Below are 26,181 nucleotides of genomic sequence, written 5' to 3' on the forward strand. Positions count from 1 at the left end.
GGAAGCGGCCCGTGCCGCGGACCACGCGCGCAACCACGGGGACGGTTCGGCGCGCCGACCGAGGCCGTGCGCGCCGCAGACGGTGGCACCGAAGGGTGACCGCGTCGTTTTTGGGGCTTTGAGTCTTCTTACGCGGGGATGCTCTGCGTGTTCTCGTAGCGGTGCGGTCCGCGGTGCGCGACCATACGGACGCCGACCCAGGCTCGTTGATCGGCGTCGTGCATGAGGGAAGGTTCTCGCCGGCCGCTGGCCCGCGTTGACTGCCGCGGGTCTGGTCAGGCGTTTCCAGCCGGCGGGCGCCAAGGCGCGCTACGAGCGCGGGTCGCGGTGCTCGACACCAGCAAGGCAAACCAACGTCAACAGCAAGCAGCCAGCAGACGGAAACACCGAGACAGGAAGAAGGACGGACGTGTCCGGCAGCGAAAGCGAGAACCCAGCAATCTCCTCCCCGGCCCCCACGCCGACTCAGCCCAGGACGAACCGGGACTGGTGGCCGAATCAGCTGGACCTTCAGATTCTTCACCAGCACTCGTCCCGGTCCAATCCGATGGACGAGGACTTCACCTACGCGGAAGAGTTCGCGACCCTCGACGTCGACGCGCTGAAGCGGGACGTCTTCGAGGTGATGACGACGTCGCAGGACTGGTGGCCTGCCGACTACGGTCACTACGGGCCGCTCTTCATCCGGATGAGCTGGCATGCCGCGGGAACGTACCGCATCGCCGACGGCCGGGGCGGCGGTGGCGCCGGCGCTCAGCGCTTCGCCCCCCTCAACAGCTGGCCGGACAACGCGAGCCTCGACAAGGCGCGCCGGCTGCTCTGGCCGGTCAAGCAGAAGTACGGCCGGAAGATCTCCTGGGCCGACCTTCTGGTCTTCGCCGGCAACTGCGCCATGGAGTCGATGGGGTTCAAGACGTTCGGGTTCGGCTTCGGACGAGAGGACATCTGGGAACCCGAGGAAATCTTCTGGGGGCCCGAGGACACCTGGCTCGGCGACGAGCGCTACACCGGCGACCGGGAACTGACCGGGCCTTTCGGCGCCGTACAGATGGGACTCATCTACGTCAATCCGGAGGGGCCCAACGGCAACCCGGACCCGATGGCCGCCGCCAGGGACATCCGCGAGACGTTCGGGCGTATGGCGATGAACGACGAGGAGACGGTTGCGCTCATCGTCGGCGGCCACACGTTCGGCAAGTGTCATGGTGCGGTCGACCCCGCGTACATCGGCCCGGAGCCCGAGGCCGGCCCCATCGAGCAGCAAGGCCTCGGCTGGCGGAACACGTGCGGCAGCGGCAAGGGCGGCGACGCGCTCACCAGTGGGCTGGAGGGCGCATGGACCGCCGAGCCGACGAAGTGGGATCACGGCTACCTCGACAACCTCTACCGGTACGACTGGGAACTGACCACAAGCCCCGCCGGCGCGAAGCAGTGGACCCCCAAGGACGCGTCGGCCAAGGGCACGGTGCCCGATGCGCATGACCCGTCGAAGAGCCACGCTCCCATGATGCTGACGACGGACCTCGCGCTGAAGATGGATCCGATCTACGCGCCGATCACGAAGAGCTTCCACGAGAACCCGGACAAGCTCGCGGTGGCGTTCGCCAAGGCGTGGTACAAGCTGCTGCACCGCGACATGGGACCCGTCTCGCGTTACCTCGGCCCGTGGATTGCCGAGCCGCAGCTGTGGCAGGACCCCGTCCCCGCTGTCGATCACGAGCTGATCGGGGACGCGGACATCGCCGCCCTCAAGGGCAGGATCCTCTCCTCGGGGCCGTCCGTCTCCCAGCTGGTCACCACCGCTTGGGCGTCGGCGGCGAGCTTCCGCGGCACCGACAAGCGCGGCGGGGCCAACGGTGCGCGGATCCGGCTCGCGCCGCAGAAGGACTGGGAGATCAACGACCTGCCCGAGGTGGCCGAGGCGCTGGGCGCCCTCGAGCGGATCCAGCAGGACTTCAACGGCTCGGCGACCGGCGGAAAGAAGGTTTCGCTCGCCGACCTGATCGTCTTGGGCGGGTGCGCGGCCGTCGAACAAGCCGCGAAGAATGCCGGGCACGCCCTCACCGTCCCGTTCGCACCGGGGCGCACGGACGCCACGCAGGAGCAGACCGACGTGGAGTCGTTCGCCGTGCTCGAACCCAGGGCGGACGGCTTCCGCAACTACCTCCGGGCGGGCGAGAAGCTGTCGCCGGAGACTCTCCTGCTGGACCGCGCCAACCTGTTGACGCTGACCGGCCCGGAGATGACGGTCCTGATCGGCGGCATGCGGGCCCTGAACACCGGTTTCCAGGGCTCCCCGCACGGCGTCTTCACGCACCGGCCGGAGGCCTTGACCAACGACTTCTTCATCAACCTGCTCGACATGGGCACGGAGTGGAAGGCGTCGACCTCGGCCGAAAACGTCTTCGAAGGCCGGGATCGTGCCACGGGTGAGGCCAAGTGGACGGCCACCGCCGTCGACCTCATCTTCGGTTCGCACTCCCAGCTCCGCGCCGTCTCGGAGGTCTACGCGTCCGAGGACGCGGAAGAGAAGTTCGTGCGTGACTTCGTGGCAGCGTGGGACAAGGTGATGAACCTCGACCGGTTCGACCTCGCCTGATCCCGATGTCCCGGTCGGCCGATGTGTGGCCGACCGGGACATGTCCGGGATCGGGTCAGGGCGGTGACGAACGGTGAGCTCGCACGTCCATGGCCGCTGCGCGCATCACCCGGTGGGCTGTCCTTGGACGGGCGCGGGGCGCAGTCCCGCGGGCGCGCCGTGAGCCGGGCTCAGGTGGTGTGCGCGGGGCCCGGGTCGGGGAGGGGGCCGGCCGGCCAGGCGGCGTCGGGGAAGAGGGCGTCGTCGGAGTCGGTGTCGGGCATGAGGGTGGCGAGCAGGTGCTGGGCGGTCTTCGCGTTGTCGAGGGCGCGGGCCAGCATGACGCCTTCATAGGCGTCGAGGGCCTCGTCGACGGTGGGGTGGCCGATGACGGCCTGGGCGAGTTCGGCGCCGTCGAGCAGGGCGAGATTGGCGCCGACGCCGACGGGCGGCATCAGGTGGGCGGCGTCGCCGAGGAGCGTGATGCCGGGCACGCGCCGCCACGTGTGGGGAACGGGGAGGACGAACATGGGCCGGTTGATGAAACCTCCCTCGGTGTCGCGCAGGATGTCCAGCAAGCTCTCGTCCCAGCCCTCGTACTGGGCGAGGAGGCGGGCGCGTACGGCCTCGGTGTCGGCGAGGTCGAGGCCGGCGTGCCAGTCCCGGGGGCCGCGGAAGGTGAGGTAGGCGCGCACGTGTCCGTTGCTGTTGCGCTGCATCACCAGGCTGCGGCGGCCCGCCTTGGCCGACATGGTGCCGGCGCCGACCAGCTGGGCGATGCCGGGGTGACGGTGGTCGACGTCATCGAAGTGGGCTTCCACCATCGTGACGCCGGCGTACGAGGGTTGGGCGTCGGAGAGCGCGGGGCGTACCCGGGACCAGGCGCCGTCGGCGCCGATGACCAGGTCGAAGTCCTCGGCGGTGCGGTCGTGGTGCTGCAGGCGGGCGGTGCCGTGGGGCAGCGGGATGACGGACTGTACGGAGTGGCTCCAGCGGACCGTGCCGGGGGCGAGGGAATCCAGCAGGAGGGCGCGCAACAGGCCGCGGTCGATCTCGGGCCTGCTCAGATCGTCCTCGGCGGCCTGATCGTGGCGTATCAGGGTCGCGTGACGGTCATACAGGCGCCACTCCTGGCCGTCGGGCCGGGACAGGGCGAGGAACTCGTCGAAGAGCCCGGCCGCGCGCAGGGCGACCTGGCCGGTTTCGTGGTGGATGTCGAGGGTGCCGCCCTGTGAGCGGGAGTCGGGGTCGGACTCACGCTCGAAGACGGTGACCGGCACGCCGTGCCGCTGCAGGACGCGCGCGCAGACGAGGCCGCCGAGGCCGGCACCGACGATCGCGATGCGTGGGGTGGTGGACATCAGGGTCATGCTCCGTTCCAAGGATGACGAGATGCGGGTGCCTTGTGGTGCTTTGTTTCCGGGGGAGGGGTGGGGGGCTGACGCGGTGCCGACGCACCGGAACGCGATGCCCCACGCCGGTCGGATCCAGGGGTGGAACGCGGTCGCGCCGTGCGCCGACCGGGCTGACTCCTCCACGAAAACACAGCAGCTCCAAAAGTGCAATTGATTCGACTTTCTAGTCGATCGCCTTTGCGAGCGAATCGCCTCACGGGGGTAAGGTGGGGCCATGGCCGATACGACGACAGGGCGCCGCGAGCGCAAGAAGGCCCAGACCAGGAAGGCTCTGGCGGATGCCGCGGTGCGGCTGTTCACCGAGCGCGGCTTCGACAGCGTCGGTGTGCGCGAGGTGGCGGAGGCGGCCGATGTCTCGCTGAGCACGCTCTTCAAGCACTTCCCCAGCAAGGAAGCCCTCGTCTTCGATCTGGACGCGGACGTGGAGAGCGCCCTGGTCGCCGCCGTTCGCGACCGAGCCCCCGGGCAGTCCGCGCTGCACGCCCTGCGCGACCACCTCGTGGGCACCCGTACCGCCGTGCGGACCGACGACCCCACTTTCGTCCTCGTGGAATCCACTCCCGCGCTACGGGATTTCGCCCGGCGCATGTGGTCGCGCCACGAGAAGGCGCTGGCCGCCACCCTCGCCGATGCCACCGGGCTGGCCCCGGACGACCTGGCCGTCACCGGCCTGGCGCGCTTCGCCATGGAAGCGCCCGGCATCGCCCGCGCGAGCGCTGACCCGGCCCGCACCCTGCGCGAACTGTTCGCCCTGCTGGAACACGGCTGGGCCACCACCCCTCTGGCGCGTCAGGGAGGCCACACCGGTCAGGACGGGTGACCGCGGCGGGATGCCGCATCGCGTACGCGAAGCCTCCCGCCCCGGCGTTCGGCACGCGAAGAGACCTGGCCGTCGATCGGCTTCCGGACTTCACAAGACGAACGGAAGGGGACTGCCGGGCTGTGCTCCGCCGGCCCGGAACTGCCCTTCGGGCGCTAGGCCGATGCTGCCCCGCATCTCAACTGGCAACATCCACAACACATTTGACGGTGCGCTTTGTTGATACACAACAAATTCGCCTGCACTACATGGGCGCGAACCGCACAAACGTTGCGGTCCCTCAGCGCGGCAACATGGGGATTCACGAGATGGACGGAAAGGCGTCGGGCTCCCGGCCCGTGCCACCGCAGCCTGCCCACCTCGTAAAGAGGGGAGCCCGTCAGGTCCGACCAGGTTCCTAGGCCACGTCGGAAGGGCTCCCCTCGCTGCCCCGCGCCATCAGAGCCGATGACTGGAGCCGTCATGCAGGATAAGGGCAACCTCACCACCACCGGAACCACCGGGCCGAAAATGGTCAAGACCACCCGGCGGAAGCGCATGGCCCGGTGGGTCAAACGACGTCGCAACGTCGCCGCGACCAGCCTCCTCCGCGGCATCGCCTACGGAATCGGAGCCGGCGGAATCGGCCTCATCGTCTGGTGGATCGAGAACCACTAGAAGCACGGGCCGATGAAGACCCCAGCACCCGCGAGGTGTTGGGGTCGCTTCATGCGGTGACGAAGGGCAAGCGTCAGTATCCTGACGGATACGCGATCTTTATGGACGCCGACGGCAAGATTCAGCCCGCCCACGGGAGCGGGAACCCGTGCTGCAGTCGTCCACCACGAGCAGCACGTGAACTGACCGACGAGGGTGAGCGCCCGGCCGGCTGCCGGGCACCCACCTCATCCGTGCAGTTCGCTCGGCTGTCTGCTGCGCATCACAGGGCCGCGTACCGTTCTGGCGGCGGGTCGGTGTGCGTCCGACGTGCATGCGGCGTTTCTGGTTGCCCCGCCCAATACCGGCCGGGGCTTTTGGATCGGGGCACCACATTTCGCGGGAGCGCGCGGATGAGAATCACGGGTGATCCGTACCGACCGACCTGAAAGGCCGCATGCCATGGGTGGTTTCGCTGATCCGTCGACAGGTGGTGCCGGAGCACCTTCCGGCCCCGCCTCCTGCTGTCGGGTGAGGTGACCAGGGGTGGGACGCCGTCGTCCGGTGCTCGGGATTCTGGGGGGCATGGGGCCGTTGGCCACGGCCGACTTCTACCGCAGGCTCGTCGAGCGCACTCCGGCGGATACCGACCAAGGGCATCTGCCCGTGTTGATGTGGGCCGATCCGGGCGTCCCGGACCGGACGGCGGCGTTGCTCGGCAATGGGCCTTCTCCGGTGCCGGCGTTGGTCGAGGGGGCGCGGTGGCTGCAGCGGGCGGGGGCCAGTTGCCTCGCCGTCCCGTGCAATACGGCGCATGCGTATGTGGAGCAGTTGTCCCGGGCCACGGGGGTCGAGGTTCTGGACATGATCGAGGCGGCGCTCCGGGCTGCGGTGGAGCGGGCGGCGGGCGCGGAGCGGGTGGGGGTTCTCTCGACGCGGGGGACGCGGCTGGCGGGACTGTATGAGCGGGCCGGTGACCGGATCGGGGTCGAGGTGATCCAGGTGTCCGAGCGCGTGCAGCGGGAGTACGTGGACGGCGCGATCCGGGCGGTCAAGGGCGGGGCGGGCGGGGAGCCCGCCGAGGAGTGGATCGCCTCGGCCGCCGAGGCGCTCAAGGATCGGGGGGCGCAGGTGATCATCGCCGCCTGTACGGAGATTCCGCTGGTCAGCAGGGCGGCGGCGCGGGTGCTGCCGCTTGTGGACTCCACCGAGGCGCTGGTGGATGCGGCGCTGTCCCGGTTGTGGGGGCCGGACCCGGAAGACTTCGTTCCGGGGAACGGAGGAGGTCGCCTATCCTCGTCCACACGTACGAACCTCGCAGGGCTTCGAGAGTCCTAACCTGCGGAGATGATCAGGCACATGTCGGCCCACCCCGCCAGAAGCTTGAGCCGGGTGCTCGAGGACTTCGGCCCCACACTCCTGGACCTGGTCCACGGTGACCCCGAGGCCGCCGGCGAGATAGGCGGCGTCGGCATCCACGATCCGCACGACGAGCAGCACTACCCGCCGCACGCCGTCGTGCTCGGCGTCGGTGTCCACGGAGCCGGCGAGATCGCCCGGCTGCTGCGGCATCTCGCCGCCCACGGCGCCGCCGCCCTCGTCGTCCGCGGTCCCGTCGGCGACGGCGATGCGCTCGAAGGCGAACTCGAAGACGGACTCGAAGCGGTCGTGGCCGAGACCGGGGTGGCCCTGCTCGCCCTGACGCGGGGAGCCTCCTGGGCCCAGCTGGCGGCGATGTTGCGCACCCTGCTCGCCGAGGGGGACATCGGCGAGGCGGGTGGGCAGACCCTGGGCGGGGTGCCGTCCGGAGACCTGTTCGCGCTGGCCAACGCGATCGCCACGCTGATGGACGCCCCGATCACCATTGAGGACCGCCGCTCCCGGATCCTGGCCTTCTCCGGCCGGCAGGACGAAGCGGACGCGCCGCGGGTGGCGAGCATCCTGGCCCGGCAGGTGCCCGAGCGCTATGTGCGCATCCACGAGGAGCACGGGGTCTTCCGCGAGCTGTACCGCAGCGACGGCCCCGTGCACATCCCGCCGCCCACCGTCGACGGCGAGGTCGCGCTGCCACGGGTGGCGATCGCGGTGCGTGCCGGTGACGAGATCCTGGGTTCGGTGTGGGCGACGCTGCGCAAGCCGCTCACCCCGGAGCGGGAGCGGGCGTTCCAGGAGGCGGCGAAGCTCGTCGCGCTGCACATGCTGCGATTCCGGGCGGGCACCGACGCCGAGCACCGGCTGCGCGCCGACCTCGTCACGACCGCCCTGGAAGGCGGGGCGGGGGCGGTCGAGGCGCTCGGCCGGCTGGGGCTGGTGAACGAACCCACCCTGGTCGTGGCGATGGGGCTGCAGGCCGATCGGGGCGAGGACTATGCCCACCTCACCGCGGAGCGCCAGCGCCTCGCCAGCGCGCTGGCCGTGCATCTGACGGCGGTCCAGCCGCGGTCCGCGGTGGCGCTGCTCGGCGACGTGGCCTACGCCCTCTTTCCGGTGCCAGGTGATTCCGCCCACGCCCGGGAGCGCGCCCTGCACGTCGCGTCGAACTTTCTCCAGCGCACCGGAGACCGGGCGGGCCTCGTCATCGGGATCGGCTCCGTCGCCGAGGAGCCCTCCGCCCTCGCCCGTTCCCGGGCCAACGCGGACCGTGCGCTGCGCGTGCTGTTCAGCGGCCGGACGGCGCAGCGCGTCGCCTCGATCGCCGATGTGTATGTCGACGCCCTCGTGATCGAAATGCGGGACCTCGCCGTCGCCAACCGCGACGAGCTCTCCGGCCCCCTCGCCCGGCTGGTGGCCTACGACGCCAAGCACAACGCCCACCTCGTCGAGACGCTGCGGGCGTGGCTGGACGCCTTCGGAGACGTCATCACCGCTTCCGCGAGCGTGTTCGTCCATCCCAACACCTTCCGCTACCGAATTCGCCGGGTGGCCGAGGTGGGGGAGTTCGACCTACAGGATCCGTCCGCACGGTTCGCCGCGATGCTTCAGCTGCGGCTGATGGGCATGTACGACGGCGGCGGGCGGCGCTCCGGAGGCACCGGCCCCACCGCCGCGTCGACCGGCTGACGGTCCGCGGTACCGGCGGTCGGAACCGCGTATGGGCGGTCGGATCCGTGGTCCGCGGTCAACGGCGCGCGCCCGGAGGTCAGAGGCGTACACCCGGCGGAAGGGCCAGATCCGCATGGGTGTCGTGGAAGGCGTTGGCGTACTCGATGGTGCGCACCCAGTCGTAGAACAGCTCCTTCGTGGACAGCCTCTCGATGCCCCGGTCGGCGAGGCGCCGCAGACCGCGTTCGTGGGCCTGGCCCGGCGAGTAGGTGGCGTCGTCCACGACCGCGACGCGTTTGCCGGCGTGGTGCAGCTGGATCGCCGAGTGGGCGACGCAGATGTCGGTCTCGATCCCGACCAGCACCATCGTCGTGCGGCCGGTGGCCTCGATCGCCGCGGCGATATCCGGGTTGTCCCATACGGCGAAGGCGTTCTTCGGCAGGGTCACGGCCTTGGCCGGCAGGGCGTCGACGATCCTCGGCTCGGTGTGGCCGTTGTCCCGAGGGTCCTCCTCGGTCACCACGACCGGAATTCCCAGCCGGTCAGCCACCGCCGTGATCCAGGAAATCCGGTGCACCATGTCGTGGAACCGCTGCCGGTCCACGTCGAGCCGCTGCGGCGGGTAGAAGTGGGTCTGGGCATCGATGATCACCAGTGCGCAGTCGTCACGGTCGATCAGCGGCATCTTCGTCTCCTTGTGGTCCGGGGTGGACGCCACCCTAGAAACGCGGCCGCCCCCCGGAGTCGTCCGCCGGACCAAGCCCTGACCAGGTTGTTCGTACGCGGAGACCAACAGCCGCGGGCCCGCCGCGCCTACGCTTCCGGCCTGTTCATCGATTCCCCGGAGGACGCGCGTGAAGGTCGACATCGAGCACTGGGCGAGCCGCCTCGCGGCGCTGGCCGCCGATTCCGAGGTGCCCGGCGCGAGCCTGGCGTTCCGGTACGACGGCGAGGTCCACGAGTGCGTCGCGGGTGTCCTCAACACCGCGACCCGTGCCCCCGTGCGCGCCGATTCGCTGTTCCAGATCGGCTCGGTCACCAAGGTGTGGACCGCGACGCAGATCATGCTGCTGGCCGAGTGGGGACGCGTCGCGCTGGACACCCCCGTTGCTGAGGTGCTGCCCGAATTCCGGGTCGGGGACGCCCAAGCCACGACCGCCATCACGCTGCGCCATCTGCTCACCCACACCTCGGGCATCGACGGCGACCTGTTCCTGGACACCGGCCGCGGCGACGGCTGCCTGCGGCGGTACGTCGAGGCGTGCACGGATCTTGAGCAGACCTTCCCGGTCGGCGACTCCCACTCCTACTGCAACTCCGGCTTCATCATCGCCGGCCGGGTGATCGAGCGGCTCACCGGAAAGGTCTGGGACCAAGCCCTGCGCGACCAGATCTGCGAGCCGCTGGGACTGTCCCGCACCTGGACCCTGCCGGAGGACGTGCTGCGGTTCGGCGCCGCCATGGGCCACGGGGAAGCGGGCACACCGTCGCCCGCATGGGGACTGCCGCGGTCCGTCGGTCCCGCGGGGCTGATCTGCGCCACCGCCGCCGACGTCGTCGCCTTCGGGCGCGCCCATCTCACCCCGGGGGCCCTGCTCGCCGATCCTGCGGTCATGCGAGAGCCCCAGGTCGACCTGTCCAACCCCCATGCCGGCGGGCGGCAGTGGGGCATCGGCTGGAGCCTGGACGAGTGGGACGGTCGCCAGGTGATCTCGCACAGCGGCGACACCATCGGCCAGCATGCGGTCCTCTGGGCCCTGCCCGAGCTGGGCACCGTCATCGCGTTGCTGATCAACGGCGGGCGCAGTGCGGAGTTCCAGCACCGTCTCGTACGCGAACTCCTCCAGGAATTGCATCAGTTGACCGTGCCCGCCCCCATCGCGCCGCCCGACCGCCCGGTGGAAGTGGACGTCGAACCGTTCACCGGCGTGTACGAGCGCGCCGGCAGCAGGATCCATGTGACCGCCCACGACGGGCGGCTGCGCCTGCGCACCGAGCCCACCGGCATCCTCGTCGGCCTCGCGCGGCCCCGGGTCCTGGAGCTGACCGCCGTCGACGCCGCGACCTTCGTCGGCCGGGACGAAGACGACTCGATGTGGGATGCGGTGGTCTTCGAAAATCGGCCCGACGGCCCCTCCTACCTGCACTACAGCGGCCGCGCCACACCCAAGGTCCGCTGAACCGCGCCACGATCGGAGCACCCGCATGACAGCCCACCCGTCCTGCGCCGACGAGCCGACGGCCGACGAGGCGACCGCCGACGAGGCGACCGTCCACGAGACGACGGCCCACGAGGCGACCGCCGACCTCCGGCCGATGTTCGAGGACGCCGGGGTCGACGGCTTCGTCCACGCCCGGGACATCGACGGCGACCGGGAGGTCGGCTACCGCGCCGATTCCCCCGTCATCGTCGCCTCCCTCCGCAAGATCCCGATCGCGCTCGCCTACGCCCGCCGGGCGGCGGCCGGGGTACTGGACCGGGCGACCCGGCACACGATCACCGCAGCGAACCGCGAGGGCGGCGGCATCGGCACCGACAGCTGCCTGCACGACGTCACCATGAGCACCCGCGACCTCGCGTTCTTCATGCTCTCCATGAGCGACAACGCGGCCACCGACAAGCTCATGGAGCTCCTGGGCGTGGACCACGTCCGCGGTCTCGCCGCCGAACTCGGCTGCCCGCGCATGCCCGTTGGGCGCTATCGCGACCTGTGGAACCCGGTCTGGGAAGAGCTCGGCATCGACCCGTACGGGGATGTCGACGCCCAGCTCGACCGGGTGAGCGAGGAGCGGATCAGGGGCCTGGCCATGCTCGACCCCACCCGTTCCGCGTCCAGCACGCCCCGCGAGGTCACGTCCCTGCTCACCGCGATCTGGCGCGACCGGGCGGGTCCGGCCGAAGCCTGCGCCGAGGTGCGCGACCTCATGAGCCATCAGCTGTCCCAGCACCGCCTCATCGCCGGCTTCGACGACGACGTCCGGGTCGCGGCGAAGAACGGCGCGCTGTGGGGAGTCCTCAACGAAGCCGGCGTCGTGGAGTACCCCGACGGCGGACGCTACGCGGTCGCCGTCTTCCTGCGGACCCCGGCGCTGACCGGCCGGAACCCCGCGGCCGACGCCGTCATCGGCCGCGCTGCCAGGGCCGCCGTCGATCAGCTGCGCGCCACCACACCCCAGGAGAGAACATGCCCCTGACCACCCATCAAGACGGCGGCGACGACGTCCGCACGACACTCCGGTCCACCTTCGCCCAGGCCGGGGCCGACGGCTTCGTCCACGTCCGGGACATCGACTCCGGCGCGGAGTTCGGCCACGGCGCCGACTCCCGCGTCGTCCTGGCCTCCGTCTTCAAGATCCCCATCGCCCTGGAGTACGCCCGTCAGGCGGCCGCCGGGCAACTGGACCCGGCCCGGCGGCACACGGTGACGGCCGCGTACCGCGCCGGCGGCAGCGGCACCGACGGATGTCTGCACGACGTCGCGATGAGCGCCCGCGACCTGGCCTTCATGATGATGACGATCAGCGACAACGCCGCGACCGACCTGCTCCTGGACGTCGTCGGCCTCGACCGGGTCCGCGAAACACTGGACAGCCTGGGCTTCGAGGAATTCGGCGTGGCCTCCTGCGCCGCGCTGGACGACGACGTCCGCCGCGAACTGTCCCTGGCAGCGGACCGCTCCATCGACGACCAGCTGGCGGGCGTCCCACCCCAGGCGCTGCTGGCCCTGGGAGCCAACGACCCCGAGCGCAGCCCGTCCAGCACTCCCCGCGAGGTCACCGCGCTGCTGGCCGCCATCTGGCGGGACGAGGCCGGCCCGGCCCGGGCGTGCGCAGAGGTCCGGGACATCATGCGCCAACAGGTCTGGCAGCACCGGCTGGTGTCCGGGTTCCCGGACGGTGCCCGGATCGCCGGCAAGACCGGCACCGATGTCGCGGTCCGCAACGAGGCGGGTGTCGTGGAGTACCCCGACGGCAAGCGCTACGCCGTCGGCGTCTTCCTGCGCACCCACACCCCGGCCACCAGACAGCCCCTGGCGGACCGCGCGATCGGCCGGGCCGCCAGGGCCGCCGTCGACCAGCTGCGCTCCCGACAGTGAAACCCGTGCCCAGGCCCCGCCCACGGCCCACGCCCCGGCCCGCGACTGCGGTCCGGGGCGCTCGTGTTTCCGGACGGGCGGTGCGCCGGATGCGCGCCGGTCCCGGGGACGCAGCTTGGGGCCCGGATCCGAATCGCGCCCATCGACTTTGTGTCCCCGACCGAATCATTTTCGGCCAGGAGTAGCGAGTGTGGGGCAACCCTTCCGCCCCAAGGAGCACCCATGAAAACAGCCAAAGCGGTTGCCGCCTGTCTCGCGGCGTCGCTGCTGGCGGCCGGATGCGGCACCGGTCAGGCCGGGTCGGCCGGCGGCGACGCCTTCAGCTTCGCGATCAAGAGCGACCCCGGCCTGCTGGATCCCGCCAAGGTGCAGAACACCACCACCTATACGGCGCTGTCGCTGGCTTACGACACCCTGGTGAACATCGAACCCGGCGGCCGGATCGCCTCCGGACTCGCCGACACATGGCAGGTCCGGCCCTCTTCGGTCACCTTCCGGCTGCGGCACGGCGTCACCTGCTCCGACGGCAGCCCGGTGACCGCGCGCACGGTCGCCGACAACGTCACCCACCTCACCGATCCGGCCACCAAGTCGCCCGCCTACGGCGTCGTCGTCCCCGAAGGACTGACCGCGAAGGCCGACGACCGCGCCGGCACCGTGACCCTGTCGACGCCCAAGCCGTCCGCCTTCATCCTGCAGAGCACCCGCTATCTGTTCATCGTCTGCGGCGCCGGGCTGAAGGACCGTTCCCTGCTCAAGCGCGGCACGTCCGGTTCCGGCCCCTTCCGGCTGACGGCGGCCCGGCCGAACCAGAGCTACACCTTCACCCGGCGCCGCACCGGTGCCACCGCGGCCGGCCGCGCGATGCCCGGCTCGGTCGTCCTCAAGGTGGTCGGCAGCGAATCGACCGCGGCCAACCTGCTGCTCTCCCACCAGCTGAACGCCGCCCAGTTCGCCGGTCCCGACCGCGCCCGGGTGACCAACGTCCCCGGCCTGACGACCTCGGTCGAGCCCAACGGCACCCACGAGTTCTTCTTCCACCAGGGCAAGGGCCACCCCGGCCACGATCCCGCCGTCCGCAAGGCGCTGCTGAAGGCCGTCGACCTCAAGGACCTCGGCGCGATCGCCACCGGCGGCACCGGACGCCGCCCCACCGGCCTGGTGATGCAACCGCGCCCCTGCACCGGCGACACCGTCACCGGTCACCTGCCCGCCTTCCGCACCCGCGCGGCCGGGAGGGCCCTCGACGCGGCGGGATGGCACCGCTCCGGTGACGGCATCCGCCGCAAAGCCGGCAAGAAGCTCACCATCCGCATGATCTACGGAACCTCCGCCGGCGAGACCATGGCGGCCGCCGCCGAATACCTGGCCGAGGCGTGGAAGAAGGCCGGCGTCGACGTCCGGCTCCGGGCCCTGTCCGACGCCGCCTACGGCGAAGTGGAAGCGGTCACCCAGGACTGGGACGTCGACTGGGCGCCGCTCGGCGTCACCCTGCCCACGCAGCTGATCGGTTCACTGTCGGGCCGCTTCACCCCCGATGGCGGGAACTTCGCCCACCTCACCAACCGCACGTACGAGTCCCTGACGGCCGCCGCGACCAAGCTCCCGGGCACCTCGGGCTGCGCCACCTGGGCACGGTCGGAACACGCGCTGCTCGACAGCGCCGACATCGTCCCCGTCGTCGACAAGACCCTCGTCACCGCCGCCCACGACGCCACCTTCCGCATCACCGCCGGGCTGTTCGACCCGACGTCGATCCGGATGACGGGAGACAAGAAGTGACCACCAGGAGAGAAGCGCCCACCGGCGACTCCGCACGCCCGCGGCGCACCCGGCGGCTCACCCCGCTCTTCTTCGCGCGGCATCTGCTGCGGCTGGCCGTCTCGCTCGCCGTGCTCGTCGTCGCCTCGTTCGCGATGATCCACCTGATCCCCGGTGACCCCCTGCGACAGATGCTCGGACCGACCGCCCCCAAGCAGCTCGTCGCCCTTCGCCGCGCCGAACTCGGCCTGGACGACCCCCTGCCCACCCAGCTCGGCCACTATCTCCAGCACCTGCTCCACGGCGATCTGGGCACGTCCTTCTTCTCCTCCCAGCCGGTGAGCGACATCATCGCCCAGGGCCTGCCCAACACCCTCTCCCTCGCCGTACTGGCCACGCTCATCGCGCTGGCCGTGGCGATTCCGCTGGGCATGTGGGGCGCCGTCCGCACCCACAAGGGACGCCGACGCGGCACCGAAACCGCCTTCACCGCACTCACCGGCGCCGCCGTCGCCATCCCCGAATACCTCTACGGGCTGACGCTGCTGCTCGTCTTCGCGCTGGGCCTGGGACTGCTCCCGCCCGCCGGACTCACCGGCCCCGCCTCGTACGTCCTGCCCGTCACCGCCCTCGCGATCGCCCCCGCGGCGATGATCGCCCGCCTGGCGCGGGTGGAGACGCTGCGCGAACTCGACACCGACTACATGCGCCTGGCGCACGCCAAACGGCTGCCCCCCTGGCGGCTGTACGCGGTGCATCTGCTGCCCAACACCCTCACCGCGACCCTGACCATGGGCGGTCTGCTGCTCGGCGGGCTGATCACCGGCAGCGTGCTGGTCGAGAACGTCTTCGCCTGGCCGGGACTGGGCCAGCGGACCGTCGAGGCGATCACGCAGAAGGACTATCCCGTCGCCCAGGCCATGATCCTCCTCTACGGGGCGCTCGTCCTCGTCATCAACTTCCTCGTCGACCTCCTCCTCGGTGTCCTCGACCCCAAGTCCGCCCTGTCCGCCGCCCCCGCCCGCCAGGAGGACTGATGCGCCGCCTCATGAGAAACCCCGCCGGCCTGCTGGGCGCCGCACTCGTCGCCGTGCTCGTGCTGCTCGCCCTCATCGGCCCGCCGCTGTGGGGAGATGCCGCCGCCGCGATCCACCCCGGGCAGATCAACCAAGGGGCCTGGCTGCCGCACCCGTTCGGCACCGATGCCCTCGGCCGCGACCTGCTCGCCCGCACCCTGGTCGCCACCCGGCTGACGCTGGGCCTGGCGTTCCTGGCCACCCTGATCGGCACCCTCGGCGGCATCCTGCTGGGGGCACTGCCCGCACTCCTGCCGCGGCGGGCCGGACGGGTCGTCATCGCCGTGGTCGACATCCTCGTCGCCTTCCCGGCCCTGCTGCTGGCGATGTTCACCGCCGTCGTCACCGGACTCGGGGCCCGCGGCGCCGTCCTGGGCATCGGAGTCGCGCTCGCGCCGACCTTCGCCCGCCTCACCCACACCCTGACGGCATCCATAGCCGGAGCCGACTACCTCGCGGCCGCCCGCATGCTGGGCGTGCCCCGCCGCCGTATCCTCACCCGCCACATCCTGCCCAACATCGCCGAACCGCTCATCCTCAACACCGCCCAGGCGATGGGCTCCGCCCTCCTGGGCCTGTCCGCGATGTCCTTCCTCGGCATGGGCGTCCAGGCCCCGTCCTACGACTGGGGACGCCTGCTGAACGAGGCGTTCGGGCACGTCTACGTCACCCCGTCCGTCGTCGTCGCACCCGCTCTCGCGGTCGCCCTCGCCGGCCTGGGCTTCATGCTCCTCGGCGACACCTTCGCCAAGGCCGCGGCGAGCACCGGCGACCCCGCCGGCACACCCGTCGCCCCCTTGGTGCCGCCCGCCCAGGACGCCCCCGTGCCCGACGCCGTCCTCGAAGTGCGCGACCTCACCGTGGCCTTCCCCGGCGGCGTCACCCCGGTGCGCAAGCTGTCGCTGACCGTGCGGCCGGGCGAGATCGTCGGGCTGGTGGGGGAGTCGGGCAGCGGCAAGAGCATGACGGCCGCGGCGATCGGGCAGATCGTGCCCTACCCCGGCCTCACCGGCAGCGCACGGACCCGGCTGTGCGGCGTGGACCTCGACGGCCTGAACGACGCCGAGCGCCGCACCCTCCTCGGTTCGTCCCTGGCCATGGTCTTCCAGGACCCCACCTCCGCCCTCAACCCCGCCCTGCGCGTCGGCGGCCAGCTCACCGAGGTCGCCACCCTGCACGACGGCGCCACCCCGGCCCAGGCACGGGACCGGGCCGTGGAACGCCTGCGGCGCGTCCACATCAAGCGGCCCGAACACGTCGTCGGACAGCACCCGCACGAGCTGTCCGGCGGGATGCGCCAACGCGCCGTCATCGCAATGGGACTCATGGGCACACCCCGCCTGATCGTCGCGGACGAGCCGACCACCGCCCTCGACGTCACCGTCCAACGCGAGGTGCTGCGGGTCCTGCGCGAAGTCGTCGACGACACCCGCGCCGGCGCCCTGTTCATCTCCCACGACATCGCCGTCGTCAGCGAACTGTGCGACCGGGTCGCCGTGATGTACGCCGGCCGCATCGTGGAGGAACTCCCCGCCGACGCCCTGCGCCGGGCCCGCCACCCCTACACCAAGGCGCTGATCGGCTCGCTGCCCGACATGGACACCGACCGCTCACTGCCGCTCACCACCATCCCCGGCCGCCAGCCCTCGCCCGCCGACGTCGGCTCCGGCTGCCCGTTCGCCGACCGGTGCGCCTCGGTCGCCTCGCGGTGCTCGCTCCGTCCCCCGCTCACCGTCCGCGACGGCGGGCACTCGGTCGCCTGCTGGGAGGCATGATGCACATCAGCGAACTCACCGTGCGATTCGGCGGATTCACCGCCGTGAACGGCGTCAGCCTGGAGATACCGTCGGGCTCCGCCACCGGCCTCGTAGGCGAGTCGGGGTCCGGCAAGTCCACCCTCGCCCGCGCCGTGGCCGGACTGACGCCCTACCGCGGCACGGTCTCCGGTGCCGAACGCGGCCGGATCCAGATGGTGTTCCAGGACCCGTACTCCTCGCTCAACCCGCGGATGCGCATCGGCGACGCCATCGCCGAAGGGTCCCGCAAGCCACGCGCCCGGCACGGCGCCGAGGTGGCCCGCCTCCTCGAACTGGTCTCGCTCCCGGCCTCCTACGCGAGCAGACACCCCCGTGAACTCTCCGGCGGCCAGCGCCAACGCGTCGCCATCGCCCGCGCCCTGGCCGCCGGGCCGGACCTGCTCATCGCCGACGAGATCACCTCCGCCCTCGACGTGTCCGTCCAGGGCGCCGTCCTCAACCTCATCCGCGAACTGCGCGCCGAACTCGGCCTGACGATGCTGTTCATCTCCCACAACCTGGCCGTGGTCCGCTACGTCTGCGACGCTCTCGCCGTCATGCGCCACGGGCAGCTCGTGGAGTCCGGCCCCGTCGAGGACGTCCTCGACGCGCCCCGCCATGAATACACCCGCACGCTGCTGACCGCGGTCCCGAAACTGGCCCGCACCTGAGCCTGCCCCCACGCCCGGCGGCCGCCGGGCCGCACCGTCCACCCACGCGAAAGGCCCCGTCGTGCCCCACGACCTCCACCGCCGTGCCGTCGTCGCCGACGCACACAACGACCTCCTCATGGCCGTCGCCGCGCGCCCCCCGAAGCGCTGGGCGAGCTTCTTCCGCGAACGCTGGCTGCCCCAGCTGCGCCAGGGCGGCATCGACATCCAGGTGCTGCCGGTGTTCATCGACGACCAGTACCGCCCCGAGGGCGCTCTCCGGCAGACCCTGCGGATGATCGAGTGCGCCCATGTCCTCACCGAGGCCAACTCCGACCAGGTCGCCCTCTGCCTGACCGGATCCGATATCGACGCGACCCTCGCCGAAGGCCGCATCGCCCTCGTCCTCGCGCTGGAGAGCGCACCCGGCGTCGACGCGTCCGTGGAACTGTTCTCCACCCTGTTCCGGCTCGGCGTACGGGTCGCGTCGATCGCCCACTGGGGACGCACCCCGCTCGCCGACGGCAGCCGCGAGGACGCCACCGGCAGCCGGCTGACGGCCCCCGGCATCCAGGCGCTGCGCGAGATGGAACGCCTCGGCATCCTCTTCGACATCTCCCACCTGGGGGCGAGCGGCGTCGCCCATGTCCTCGAACTCGCCACCCGCCCGCTGATCGCCACCCACTCCTGCGCCCGCGCCCTGCGCGACCACCACCGCAACCTCACCGACGAACAGATCCGCGGGGTCGCCGCGACCGGCGGGGTGGTCTGCGTCAACTTCGTACCGGACTTCCTCACCGACGACCAGGCGAAGGTGAGCGTCGACCGGGTCGTCGACCACATCGTGCACATCGCTTCCGTCGCCGGAATCGACCACGTCGGCCTCGGATCGGACTTCGTCCGCGAGGTCATGGTGGACGTCACTCCGCCGTGCTGCGAATCGCCGGACGACGAGGACCCGATGTTCGACTTCCCCGAGTTGGCGGGTCCGGCGGGCATGCCACTGGTCACCGACGCGCTGGTACGCCGGGGCCTGGCCGAGGACGACATCCGCAAGATCCTCGGCGGGAACATCCGGCGGCTGATGAGCGCGCACATGGGCTGAACCCGGGCTGAGCCCACCCGCCCCGGACAGGTGCCCGGCCGGTCGTACGACGGGCCGGGCACCTGTGGCTCGTGCGGTTTGGGACCGCCGTACGAATCGGCCGCTCACGTTGTGCCGCAGCCACCAACCCGGCCCCGTTCGCCGTGCCTAGCGTGGCGGTCATCCCAGGTCACCCCACGATGGAGGACTCACCCATGCCGGTTGGCGACGAAATTCTCTCCGCGCGAGCGCACCACCCGCCCGACCTCGACGCCATGCTCGCCGACCTCGAAGAACTCGTCATATGCGAGTCGTACTCCGCCGATCATGCGGCCGTCGCCCGCAGCGCGCAGGTCGTCGCCGCACAGGGCGAGCGACTGCTCGGCGCGACGCCCCGGACGCTGGTGATCGACGGCGTCACCCACGTCCAGTGGAGCTTCGGCACCCCGCGCATCCTGCTCCTGGGGCACCACGACACCGTCTGGCCGATCGGCTCCCTCGCGACGCACCCCTGGTCCGTCAAAGCGGGCATCGCCCGCGGCCCCGGCGTCTTCGACATGAAGGCCGGACTGGTCCAGATGTTCCACGCCCTGGCCTCCCTGCCCTCCCTCGACGGCCTCTGCGTCCTGGTCACGGGCGACGAAGAGGTCGGCTCGGACACCTCTCGCCCGCTCATCGAGGAAACCGCGCGCCGGTGCGCGGCCACGTTCGTCCTGGAACCCTCCGCCGCGGGCGGCGCGCTGAAAACCAGCCGCAAGGGCGTATCCGCCTACGACATCACCGTCCACGGCCGCGCCGCCCACTCCGGACTGGAACCCGAGAAGGGCATCAACGCGGCGACCGAACTCGCCCACCAGATCCTCGCCCTCCAGCACCTGGCCGACACCGTCACCACACGCACCGGGCCCGGCACCACGGTCACCCCCACCCTGATGTCGGCCGGCACCGCGAACAACACCGTGCCCGCACGGGCCGCACTGAGCGTGGACGTCCGCGTCCCCAACGCGGCGGCCCAGCAGGAGGTCGACGCGCTCATCAGGGCCCTCCCGCCGCGGCTCCCCGGCGCCCACCTGGAAATCGGGGGCGGCCCCAACCGCCCGCCCCTGGACCCCGAAGCCTCCCGGGAACTGTTCGCCCTGGCCACCGAAACGGCCGCCCGGCTCGGCCTCGACGCCCCGCGGCAGGCGGCCGTCGGCGGAGCCTCCGACGGCAACTACACCGCCGGAGCCGGCTGCCCCACCCTCGACGGCCTCGGCGCCGTCGGCGACGGCGCCCACGCCGACCACGAACACGTCGTCACCGCCGCCATGCCGGTCCGCGCCCGACTGCTGGCCCACCTCGTCGGAGCGCTGCAATGAGCGGGCTGGAACTGCGCGAACTCCACGGCGTGGCGGAGTTCGGCAGCGCCAGCCTGCTCTACGCCGACATCTGGGGCACCGGCCCGGCCGGCGCGCCCGTCTCCGCCGAGGTCATGCGGGCCCTGGCCCACGCCGGCAACTACGTGGCCGGAGCGTACGAGGACGGCCGGCTGGTGGGCGCGTCCGTCGCCTTCTTCGGCACGCCGGCGGGCACCACCCTGCACTCCCACATCACCGGCGCCGCCATGGGACGGGGCATCGGACTGGCCCTCAAACTGCACCAGCGGCAGTGGGCCCTCGCCCGCGGACTGAAGCGCATCACCTGGACCTACGACCCGCTCATCCGCCGCAACGCCCACTTCAACCTCGTCAAACTCGGCGCGCGCCCCGAGGAGTACCTGCGGTCCTTCTACGGGGCCATGGACGACGCCATCAACGGCGGCGACGAATCCGACCGGGTCCTTACGGCCTGGGACCTGACGGCCTCCGCGCCGGCCTCCGGGACACCGGACTTCGACGTGCCGGCGGCTGCCGCGCACGGCGTCCGCGACCGCGGCGGTCACCCCGAACTCGGCACCACCGGCGAGGAGTTCATCCTCATCGACCTCCCCGACGACATCGAAGCCCTCCGCCGCAGGGACGCCGGCGCCGCCCGGGCCTGGCGGCTGGCCGTCCGGCACACCCTGGGCGGCCTGCTCGCCGAGGGAGCCCAGGTCGTCGGCTTCCACAACCGCCGCAGCTACGTCGTCCACCGCACCACCCCCTCCGTCACCCACGCGGCAGAACGCACCAGGAGCCACCCGTAATGAAGCTGAAGATCTCCGGCATCGAACTGCGCCGGATCGCCATGCCCCTCGTCGCCCCGTTCCGCACCTCCTTCGGCGTCGAGACCAGCCGCGACGTCCTGCTCGTCCGCGTCGTCACCTCCGAAGGAGAGGGCTGGGCCGAATGCGCGGCCATGTCCGAGCCCCGCTACTGCTCCGAGTACGTCGACGGCGCACAGGACATCCTGCGCAAGTTCCTCATACCCGCACTGCCGAAGGACGGCGTCGACGCCGCGACGGTGGGCCGGATCCTGGAACCCTTCACCGGCCACCACATGGCGAAGTCCGCACTGGAAAGCGCGGTCCTCGACGCCCAACTCCGTGTCACGGGGGAGAGCTTCGGCTCCTACCTCGGCGCCGCCCGCGACCGCGTCCCCTGCGGCGTCTCGGTCGGCATCATGGACTCCGTCCCCCAGCTCCTCGACGCCGTCGAGGAGTACATCGCCGAGGGCTACGTCCGGATCAAGCTGAAGATCGAACCCGGCTGGGACATCGAGCCCGTCCGCGCCGTCCGCGAACGCTTCGGCGACGACCTGCTCCTGCAAGTGGACGCCAACGCCGCCTACACCCTCGTCGACGCCCAACACCTCACCAAACTCGACCCGTTCGACCTGCTGCTGATCGAACAGCCCCTCGCCAACGACGACATGGTCCAGCACGCCCAGCTCGCCAAGCTCCTGCGCACCCCGATCTGCCTCGACGAGTCCATCGAGTCGGCCGCCCACGCCGCGGCGGCCATCTCCCTCGGCGCCTGCTCCGTCATCAACGTCAAGCCGGCCCGGGTCGGCGGCTACCTCGAAGCCCGCCGCATCCACGACCTCGCCCGCGCCCACGGCATCCCCGTCTGGTGCGGTGGCATGCTCGAAACCGGCATCGGCCGTGCCGCCAACATCGCCCTCGCCGCCCTCCCCGGCTTCACCCTCCCCGGCGACACCTCCGGCTCCCACCGCTACTTCGCCACCGACATCACCCCGCCGTTCGTCCTCACCGACGGCCACCTCGAGGTCCCCACCGGCCCAGGCCTCGGCACCGAGCCGCTTGCCGACGTCCTCGACGAGGTCACCACCGCCAGCGAGTGGATCGCGCTCTAGCCCGCGTTCCCGGCGGCATCCACGTCCGGGCTCCCCGGGCCGCAGGGTACGTCCGGGGAGCCCGGCGCGCAGGCCGGCGCAAGCTCCGACGCCGCGGGTTCGGCGGCTTCCGGATCAGGGCCGGCGGACGGCGCCCCGCCCCGCCGGACCGCTGCGGGTGAGCCGGTGCAGGCGCAGCGCCAGGTGGGTTTCCAGGGCCCTGGCCGGGGTGTTCCAGTCGGGGCCGAGCAGTTGGGCCACCCGGTCGAGGCGTTGTACGACGGTATTGACGTGGACGTGGAGGGCGTCCTTGGCGCGGGAGAAGCTGGCTCCGTGGTCGTAGTAGGCGCCCAGGGTGCGGATCAGCTCGGTGCCGCGCTTCGCGTCGTAGGCGAGGACGGGGCCGAGGACGCGTTCGACGTAGGCGGTCACGTCGGCGCGGTCGCCGAGGAGAACGCCGAGGAAGCCCAGGTCGGCGATGTCGGCACCGTCCCCGGAGCGGCCGAGGGCCGACAGGGCATCGAGGCAGCGCAGGGCCTCGGCGTGGAGGGCGGGGAGTTGGTCCGGGCCGTGCGCGGGGCCGGCCGCTCCCACCGTTACCGGGGAGCCGAGGATGCGGCTGAGGTCCTGGGCCAGGGTGCGGGCGAGTGTCCCGGGCCGGTCGCAGGGGGCCAGGATGACGGCGCGGCCGCCACGGGTTCCCGCCAGCGCGCCGAGGCCGCGCGCCGTGCGGGCGGTCTCGGCGGACAGCCGCGGGCGGTGCGGCGGCTCGCAGTCGAGGACGGCGATGGCATGGGGCTCGGCCAGGTTGACGCCGAGGCGCCGGGCCCGCAGGGACAGGCTTCCGCCGTCCCAGCGTGCCGATGAGGCGGGACCCGTGAGGAGGTCGTCGAGCAGTTCCCCGCGGACCCGGTCCTCCGCTTCGGTCACGGACCGGCGCAGCAGGAGCAGGAGCGCGGTGACCAGCACCGCTCGCTCGAAGAGGCGGCGGTCGGCGTCGGACAGATCGGCGCGTCCGGTCAGGACGATGCTGCCCAGGAACTCGGCGCCGGCCAGAATGGCGCAGGTCCACACGCCGTCGGCGAAGACCGCCCGCCCGTCGGCGCGTGCGGCGGACAGGCCCTGGGCGGACGGTGTGACCGGCCGTGTGTGGACCCGGGCGAGCTCGCTGCCGTCGGTGTCGTGGACGGCCAGTCCGCCGCCGAGCAGTGCCGCGATCTCCGCCGCCACGTCGTCGATGCCGCTGCCACGCAGCACGAGTTGGGTGAGGCGGTCGTGGGCGTCGGAGGCCCGGTGCAGCGCCGTACTGTGGGCACGGGCCGTTTCGTTGGCGGCTTCGAGCCGGGCGAGGGTGCTGCGGGTCTCCTCCAACAGGCGGGCGCTGTCGATGGCGACGGCGGCGTGGTCGGCGAGCGAGGTGAGCAGGGCGATGGCGTCGGGAGTGAATTCGCGCGGGGCGCGGTTGGCGGCGAACAGCACCCCGATGACTTCCTTGCCCGGCCGCAGGGGAACGCCGAGGATGCTGCGCAACCCCTCTTCCGCGACCCCGCCGTCGATGTCGCTGGTATGGCGAAACCGCTGGTCGGAGGGGTAGTCGGTGGTGGCGTAGGGGCGGGCGGTCTGCGCGACCAGGCCGCCCAGGCCCTCTCCCATGCCCAGCCGGAGCTGCTGAAAAGCCGCGGAGACGGACCCGTCGGTGACCCGCATGAACGTGTCCTGGGCCGCCGGATCGTTGAGGGTGAGGTAGGCGACGTCGGCGCCCAGCAGGGTCCTGGCCCGGCGGACGATGGCGCGCAGCACCGCGTCGAGGTCCCGCAGCGCGGCCAGATCGCCCGCGGTGTCGAACAGCGCCGCCAGTTCCGCCTCGCGACGGCGGTGCTGGTCCAGTTCGCGCCGGACGGCCAGGGCGGCCCGGACGGTCTCCTCCATCCAGGCCGCTTCGGCGGCGTCGGCCCAGTCGGCCCGCGCGCGGGCGGCCGCTTCGGCGAGGTCCTGAGCGGGGGCGTCGGCGGCGAGCAGATCGAGGAGCCGGCGCAGCGCGGCGGCACCGCGGCCGGGCGCCCCGGTGTGGGACGAGGGGCTGGTGGCCGTCATGACGGTGTCCTTCCGTGCGTGCCCACCCGCGGTGCGGTGGCCCGGTCCTGGCGCGCCGACGGAAAGCCGGGCGGCGGTCTCGCCGGGACCGGGCGGCGGTTTCCGGTGAGTGTGTCAGACCCCTTTCGGCGTGGCGGGGGCGACCGCTTCGCCCACCGCTCCCTCCCTCCCTTCCACCTTCTCCTCCTCCCGGCTGCGGGTGAGGTCGCGGCCTCGGGTCTCCCGGGTGACGGCCACGGTGACGGTGGTGACCACTGCCGCCACACAGACATAGAGGCTGACAGGGAGGGACGACTCGTAGTCCTTGAGGAGTTCGACCGCGATGATCGGGGCGAGCGACCCGGCGACCACGGACGCCAGCTGCGAGCCCATCGAGGCGCCGGAGTAGCGGACCTTGGTGTCGAACAGCTCGGAGATGAACGCCGCTTGTGGTCCGTACATCGCGCCGTGCAGCAGCAGCCCGACGGTCACGGCCAGGGTGATCACAGGGAACGACGTGGAGTCGACCAGCGCGAAGAAGACGAAGGCCCAGGCGGCCATGCCCACAGAGCCGACCAGGGTGACAGGCCGGCGGCCGATGCGGTCGGACAGCGCGCCCCATAGCGGGATGGTGACGAAGTGGACGGCGGAGCCGATCAGGACCGCGTTCAGTGCGGTGCTTTTGGCCAGGCCCAAGTGCGCGGTGGCATACACGAGGAGAAACGACGTCAGCACGTAGTACGAGATGTTCTCGCCGAACCGGGTGCCGATGGCCGACAGCACCTCACGCCAGCTGCGCCGGAACACCTGCACGACGGGTGCCTTCTCCTTGCGGCCCAGTGCGTCGTCGGCCTGAGGCGTGGCCCGCGCCGCGAGGAACACGGGGGACTCGGAGACCGAGACACGGACCCACAGCCCGATCACCACCAGCACCCCGGACAGCAGGAAGGGAACGCGCCACCCCCAGGACGCGAAGGCGGCATCCGACTGGAGGGCGGCCAGCAGGGCCAGGACGCCGGTGGCCAGCAGGTTGCCGCCGGGGGCACCGGTCTGTGGCCAGGACGCCCAGAAGCCGCGGTGCTTGGCGCCTCCGTGCTCGGAGACGATCAGTACGGCGCCGCCCCACTCCCCGCCCAGCGCGAAGCCCTGGATCAGACGCAACACGGTCAGCAGGACCGGCGCCGCGACGCCGATGGTGCCGAACGTGGGGAGCAAACCCATGGCGAAGGTCGCACCGCCCATCATCAGCAGGCTGACCACCAGCAGCTTCTTGCGGCCGACCCGGTCGCCGAAGTGCCCGAAGACGATGCCGCCCAGCGGCCGGGCCGCGAACCCGATGGCGTACGTGATGAAGGCGATCAGCGTGCCCACCAGGGGGTCGGAGGTGGGAAAGAACAGGGTGTTGAACACCAGGGCGGCGGCCGAGCCGTAGAGGAAGAAGTCGTACCACTCGATGGTGGTGCCGATGAGACTGGCGGCGACGATCCGCCGGAGGTGCGCGGACGGTGGGGGAGCGGTTGCTGCGCGGGCCATGTGCACCACTTCCAGGCGGTTGGCGAGGACGTCGATTGCGTATCGGCACAAGGTAGGAACACGCAGGTCGGTGGCCCATGTGGCGGGGCGCCATAGTTCGGGGGCGGTATGTGTGGTCGGAAACCATGTCAGCGGTCAGAGGTCAGGGTCTGGGACTGACGGACGCCGGAGCGCGCGGTGTTGAGGATGCGCAATTAAGAGCGCCGACGCCGTCCCGGACATCTGCTGCGGCGCCGCCGCCTGCTCCACCCCCGATAAGGGGCCCTCGACAGCGCCCGGACACCGACTGTGGCCAAGGCTGTCGCGGGCTGCGGCTGCACCGAATGACCGCGGTTCCGGATGTGGCACGTGGGCACGTTGAGCGCGAG

The 26,181-nt window shown here is 71.5% G+C and carries 20 protein-coding genes; 16 read left to right on the top strand and 4 right to left on the bottom strand.

All coding sequences use genetic code 11. From position 1 onward, the window contains the following. Positions 1–409: 409 nt before the first annotated feature. Positions 410–2,599 (top strand): catalase/peroxidase HPI, encoded by a 2,190-nt coding sequence (gene katG / locus ACIRPT_RS06660; protein WP_403823220.1) that lies wholly within the window; start codon positions 410–412, stop codon positions 2,597–2,599. A gap of 170 nt (positions 2,600–2,769) precedes the next feature. Here katG and ACIRPT_RS06665 read toward each other — a convergent pair whose 3' ends face one another. Continuing rightward, positions 2,770–3,939, bottom strand: coding sequence for an FAD-dependent oxidoreductase (locus tag ACIRPT_RS06665; protein ID WP_403823223.1), 1,170 nt, complete (start codon positions 3,937–3,939; stop codon positions 2,770–2,772). A gap of 268 nt (positions 3,940–4,207) precedes the next feature. On the opposite strand from ACIRPT_RS06665, the gene ACIRPT_RS06670 reads away from it, so the two are divergent. The 4 genes from ACIRPT_RS06670 to ACIRPT_RS06685 all read left to right on the top strand — a co-directional run bounded on the left by ACIRPT_RS06670 (position 4,208) and on the right by ACIRPT_RS06685 (position 8,509). Continuing rightward, positions 4,208–4,813, top strand: coding sequence for a TetR/AcrR family transcriptional regulator (locus ACIRPT_RS06670; protein ID WP_403823226.1), 606 nt, complete (start codon positions 4,208–4,210; stop codon positions 4,811–4,813). 462 nt (positions 4,814–5,275) lie between these two features. Beyond that, entirely contained in the window at positions 5,276–5,470 is a 195-nt protein-coding gene (locus ACIRPT_RS06675) for a hypothetical protein (RefSeq protein ID WP_403823229.1), read from the top strand. 543 nt (positions 5,471–6,013) lie between these two features. Continuing rightward, a complete protein-coding gene (locus ACIRPT_RS06680; protein ID WP_403823411.1) occupies positions 6,014–6,787 on the top strand; it encodes an aspartate/glutamate racemase family protein in 774 nt (257 codons plus the stop codon). 21 nt (positions 6,788–6,808) lie between these two features. Beyond that, positions 6,809–8,509, top strand: a complete 1,701-nt coding sequence (locus ACIRPT_RS06685; protein WP_403823413.1) for a PucR family transcriptional regulator — start codon at positions 6,809–6,811, stop codon at positions 8,507–8,509. 79 nt (positions 8,510–8,588) lie between these two features. Here the strand turns inward: ACIRPT_RS06685 and ACIRPT_RS06690 are convergent, their stop codons facing one another. After that, positions 8,589–9,176, bottom strand: coding sequence for an isochorismatase family protein (locus ACIRPT_RS06690; protein ID WP_403823231.1), 588 nt, complete (start codon positions 9,174–9,176; stop codon positions 8,589–8,591). A 169-nt stretch (positions 9,177–9,345) separates the two neighbouring features. On the opposite strand from ACIRPT_RS06690, the gene ACIRPT_RS06695 reads away from it, so the two are divergent. The 11 genes from ACIRPT_RS06695 (at position 9,346) to menC (ending at position 22,228) form a co-directional block, all read left to right on the top strand. After that, the gene (locus tag ACIRPT_RS06695) at positions 9,346–10,671 is read left to right on the top strand and encodes a serine hydrolase domain-containing protein (RefSeq protein ID WP_403823234.1); all 1,326 of its coding nucleotides are present in this window, start codon (positions 9,346–9,348) and stop codon (positions 10,669–10,671) included. Positions 10,672–10,696: 25 nt separating this feature from the next. Then, positions 10,697–11,686, top strand: a complete 990-nt coding sequence (locus ACIRPT_RS06700) for a serine hydrolase (protein WP_403823237.1) — start codon at positions 10,697–10,699, stop codon at positions 11,684–11,686. Beyond that, positions 11,677–12,588, top strand: a complete 912-nt coding sequence (locus tag ACIRPT_RS06705) for a serine hydrolase (protein ID WP_403823240.1) — start codon at positions 11,677–11,679, stop codon at positions 12,586–12,588. Before ACIRPT_RS06700 ends, ACIRPT_RS06705 begins: the two co-directional genes overlap by 10 nt. A gap of 222 nt (positions 12,589–12,810) precedes the next feature. Further along, entirely contained in the window at positions 12,811–14,370 is a 1,560-nt protein-coding gene (locus ACIRPT_RS06710; protein ID WP_403823242.1) for an ABC transporter substrate-binding protein, read from the top strand. Then, positions 14,367–15,386: an ABC transporter permease gene (locus ACIRPT_RS06715; RefSeq protein WP_403823245.1), complete on the top strand. Its 1,020-nt coding sequence runs from the start codon at positions 14,367–14,369 to the stop codon at positions 15,384–15,386. The genes ACIRPT_RS06710 and ACIRPT_RS06715 overlap by 4 nt, the downstream gene beginning before the upstream one ends. Then, positions 15,386–17,200 carry a dipeptide/oligopeptide/nickel ABC transporter permease/ATP-binding protein gene (locus ACIRPT_RS06720; protein WP_403823248.1) on the top strand — a complete coding sequence of 605 codons (1,815 nt, stop codon included), beginning with the start codon at positions 15,386–15,388 and terminating at the stop codon, positions 17,198–17,200. Before ACIRPT_RS06715 ends, ACIRPT_RS06720 begins: the two co-directional genes overlap by 1 nt. Continuing rightward, positions 17,197–17,892 carry an ABC transporter ATP-binding protein gene (locus ACIRPT_RS06725; protein WP_403823251.1) on the top strand — a complete coding sequence of 232 codons (696 nt, stop codon included), beginning with the start codon at positions 17,197–17,199 and terminating at the stop codon, positions 17,890–17,892. Before ACIRPT_RS06720 ends, ACIRPT_RS06725 begins: the two co-directional genes overlap by 4 nt. A 61-nt stretch (positions 17,893–17,953) precedes the next feature. Continuing rightward, positions 17,954–18,976: a dipeptidase gene (locus tag ACIRPT_RS06730; RefSeq protein ID WP_403823254.1), complete on the top strand. Its 1,023-nt coding sequence runs from the start codon at positions 17,954–17,956 to the stop codon at positions 18,974–18,976. Between the two features lie 254 nt (positions 18,977–19,230). Beyond that, complete coding sequence (locus tag ACIRPT_RS06735; protein ID WP_403823416.1) at positions 19,231–20,313, top strand: M20 family metallopeptidase; 1,083 nt, start codon at positions 19,231–19,233, stop codon at positions 20,311–20,313. Beyond that, the gene (locus tag ACIRPT_RS06740; RefSeq protein WP_403823257.1) at positions 20,310–21,119 is read left to right on the top strand and encodes a GNAT family N-acetyltransferase; all 810 of its coding nucleotides are present in this window, start codon (positions 20,310–20,312) and stop codon (positions 21,117–21,119) included. The genes ACIRPT_RS06735 and ACIRPT_RS06740 overlap by 4 nt, the downstream gene beginning before the upstream one ends. Continuing rightward, positions 21,119–22,228 carry an o-succinylbenzoate synthase gene (gene menC, locus ACIRPT_RS06745; protein ID WP_403823259.1) on the top strand — a complete coding sequence of 370 codons (1,110 nt, stop codon included), beginning with the start codon at positions 21,119–21,121 and terminating at the stop codon, positions 22,226–22,228. The genes ACIRPT_RS06740 and menC overlap by 1 nt, the downstream gene beginning before the upstream one ends. Positions 22,229–22,342: 114 nt before the next feature. Here the strand turns inward: menC and ACIRPT_RS06750 are convergent, their stop codons facing one another. Further along, entirely contained in the window at positions 22,343–24,301 is a 1,959-nt protein-coding gene (locus ACIRPT_RS06750; RefSeq protein WP_403823262.1) for a helix-turn-helix domain-containing protein, read from the bottom strand. 114 nt (positions 24,302–24,415) lie between these two features. Beyond that, positions 24,416–25,813, bottom strand: coding sequence for an MFS transporter (locus ACIRPT_RS06755; protein WP_403823265.1), 1,398 nt, complete (start codon positions 25,811–25,813; stop codon positions 24,416–24,418). Between the last annotated feature and the right edge of the window lie 368 nt (positions 25,814–26,181).

Origin of the sequence: Streptomyces sp. NPDC101227 (assembly GCF_044767545.1) — a bacterium.
GTDB lineage: Bacteria > Actinomycetota > Actinomycetes > Streptomycetales > Streptomycetaceae > Streptomyces.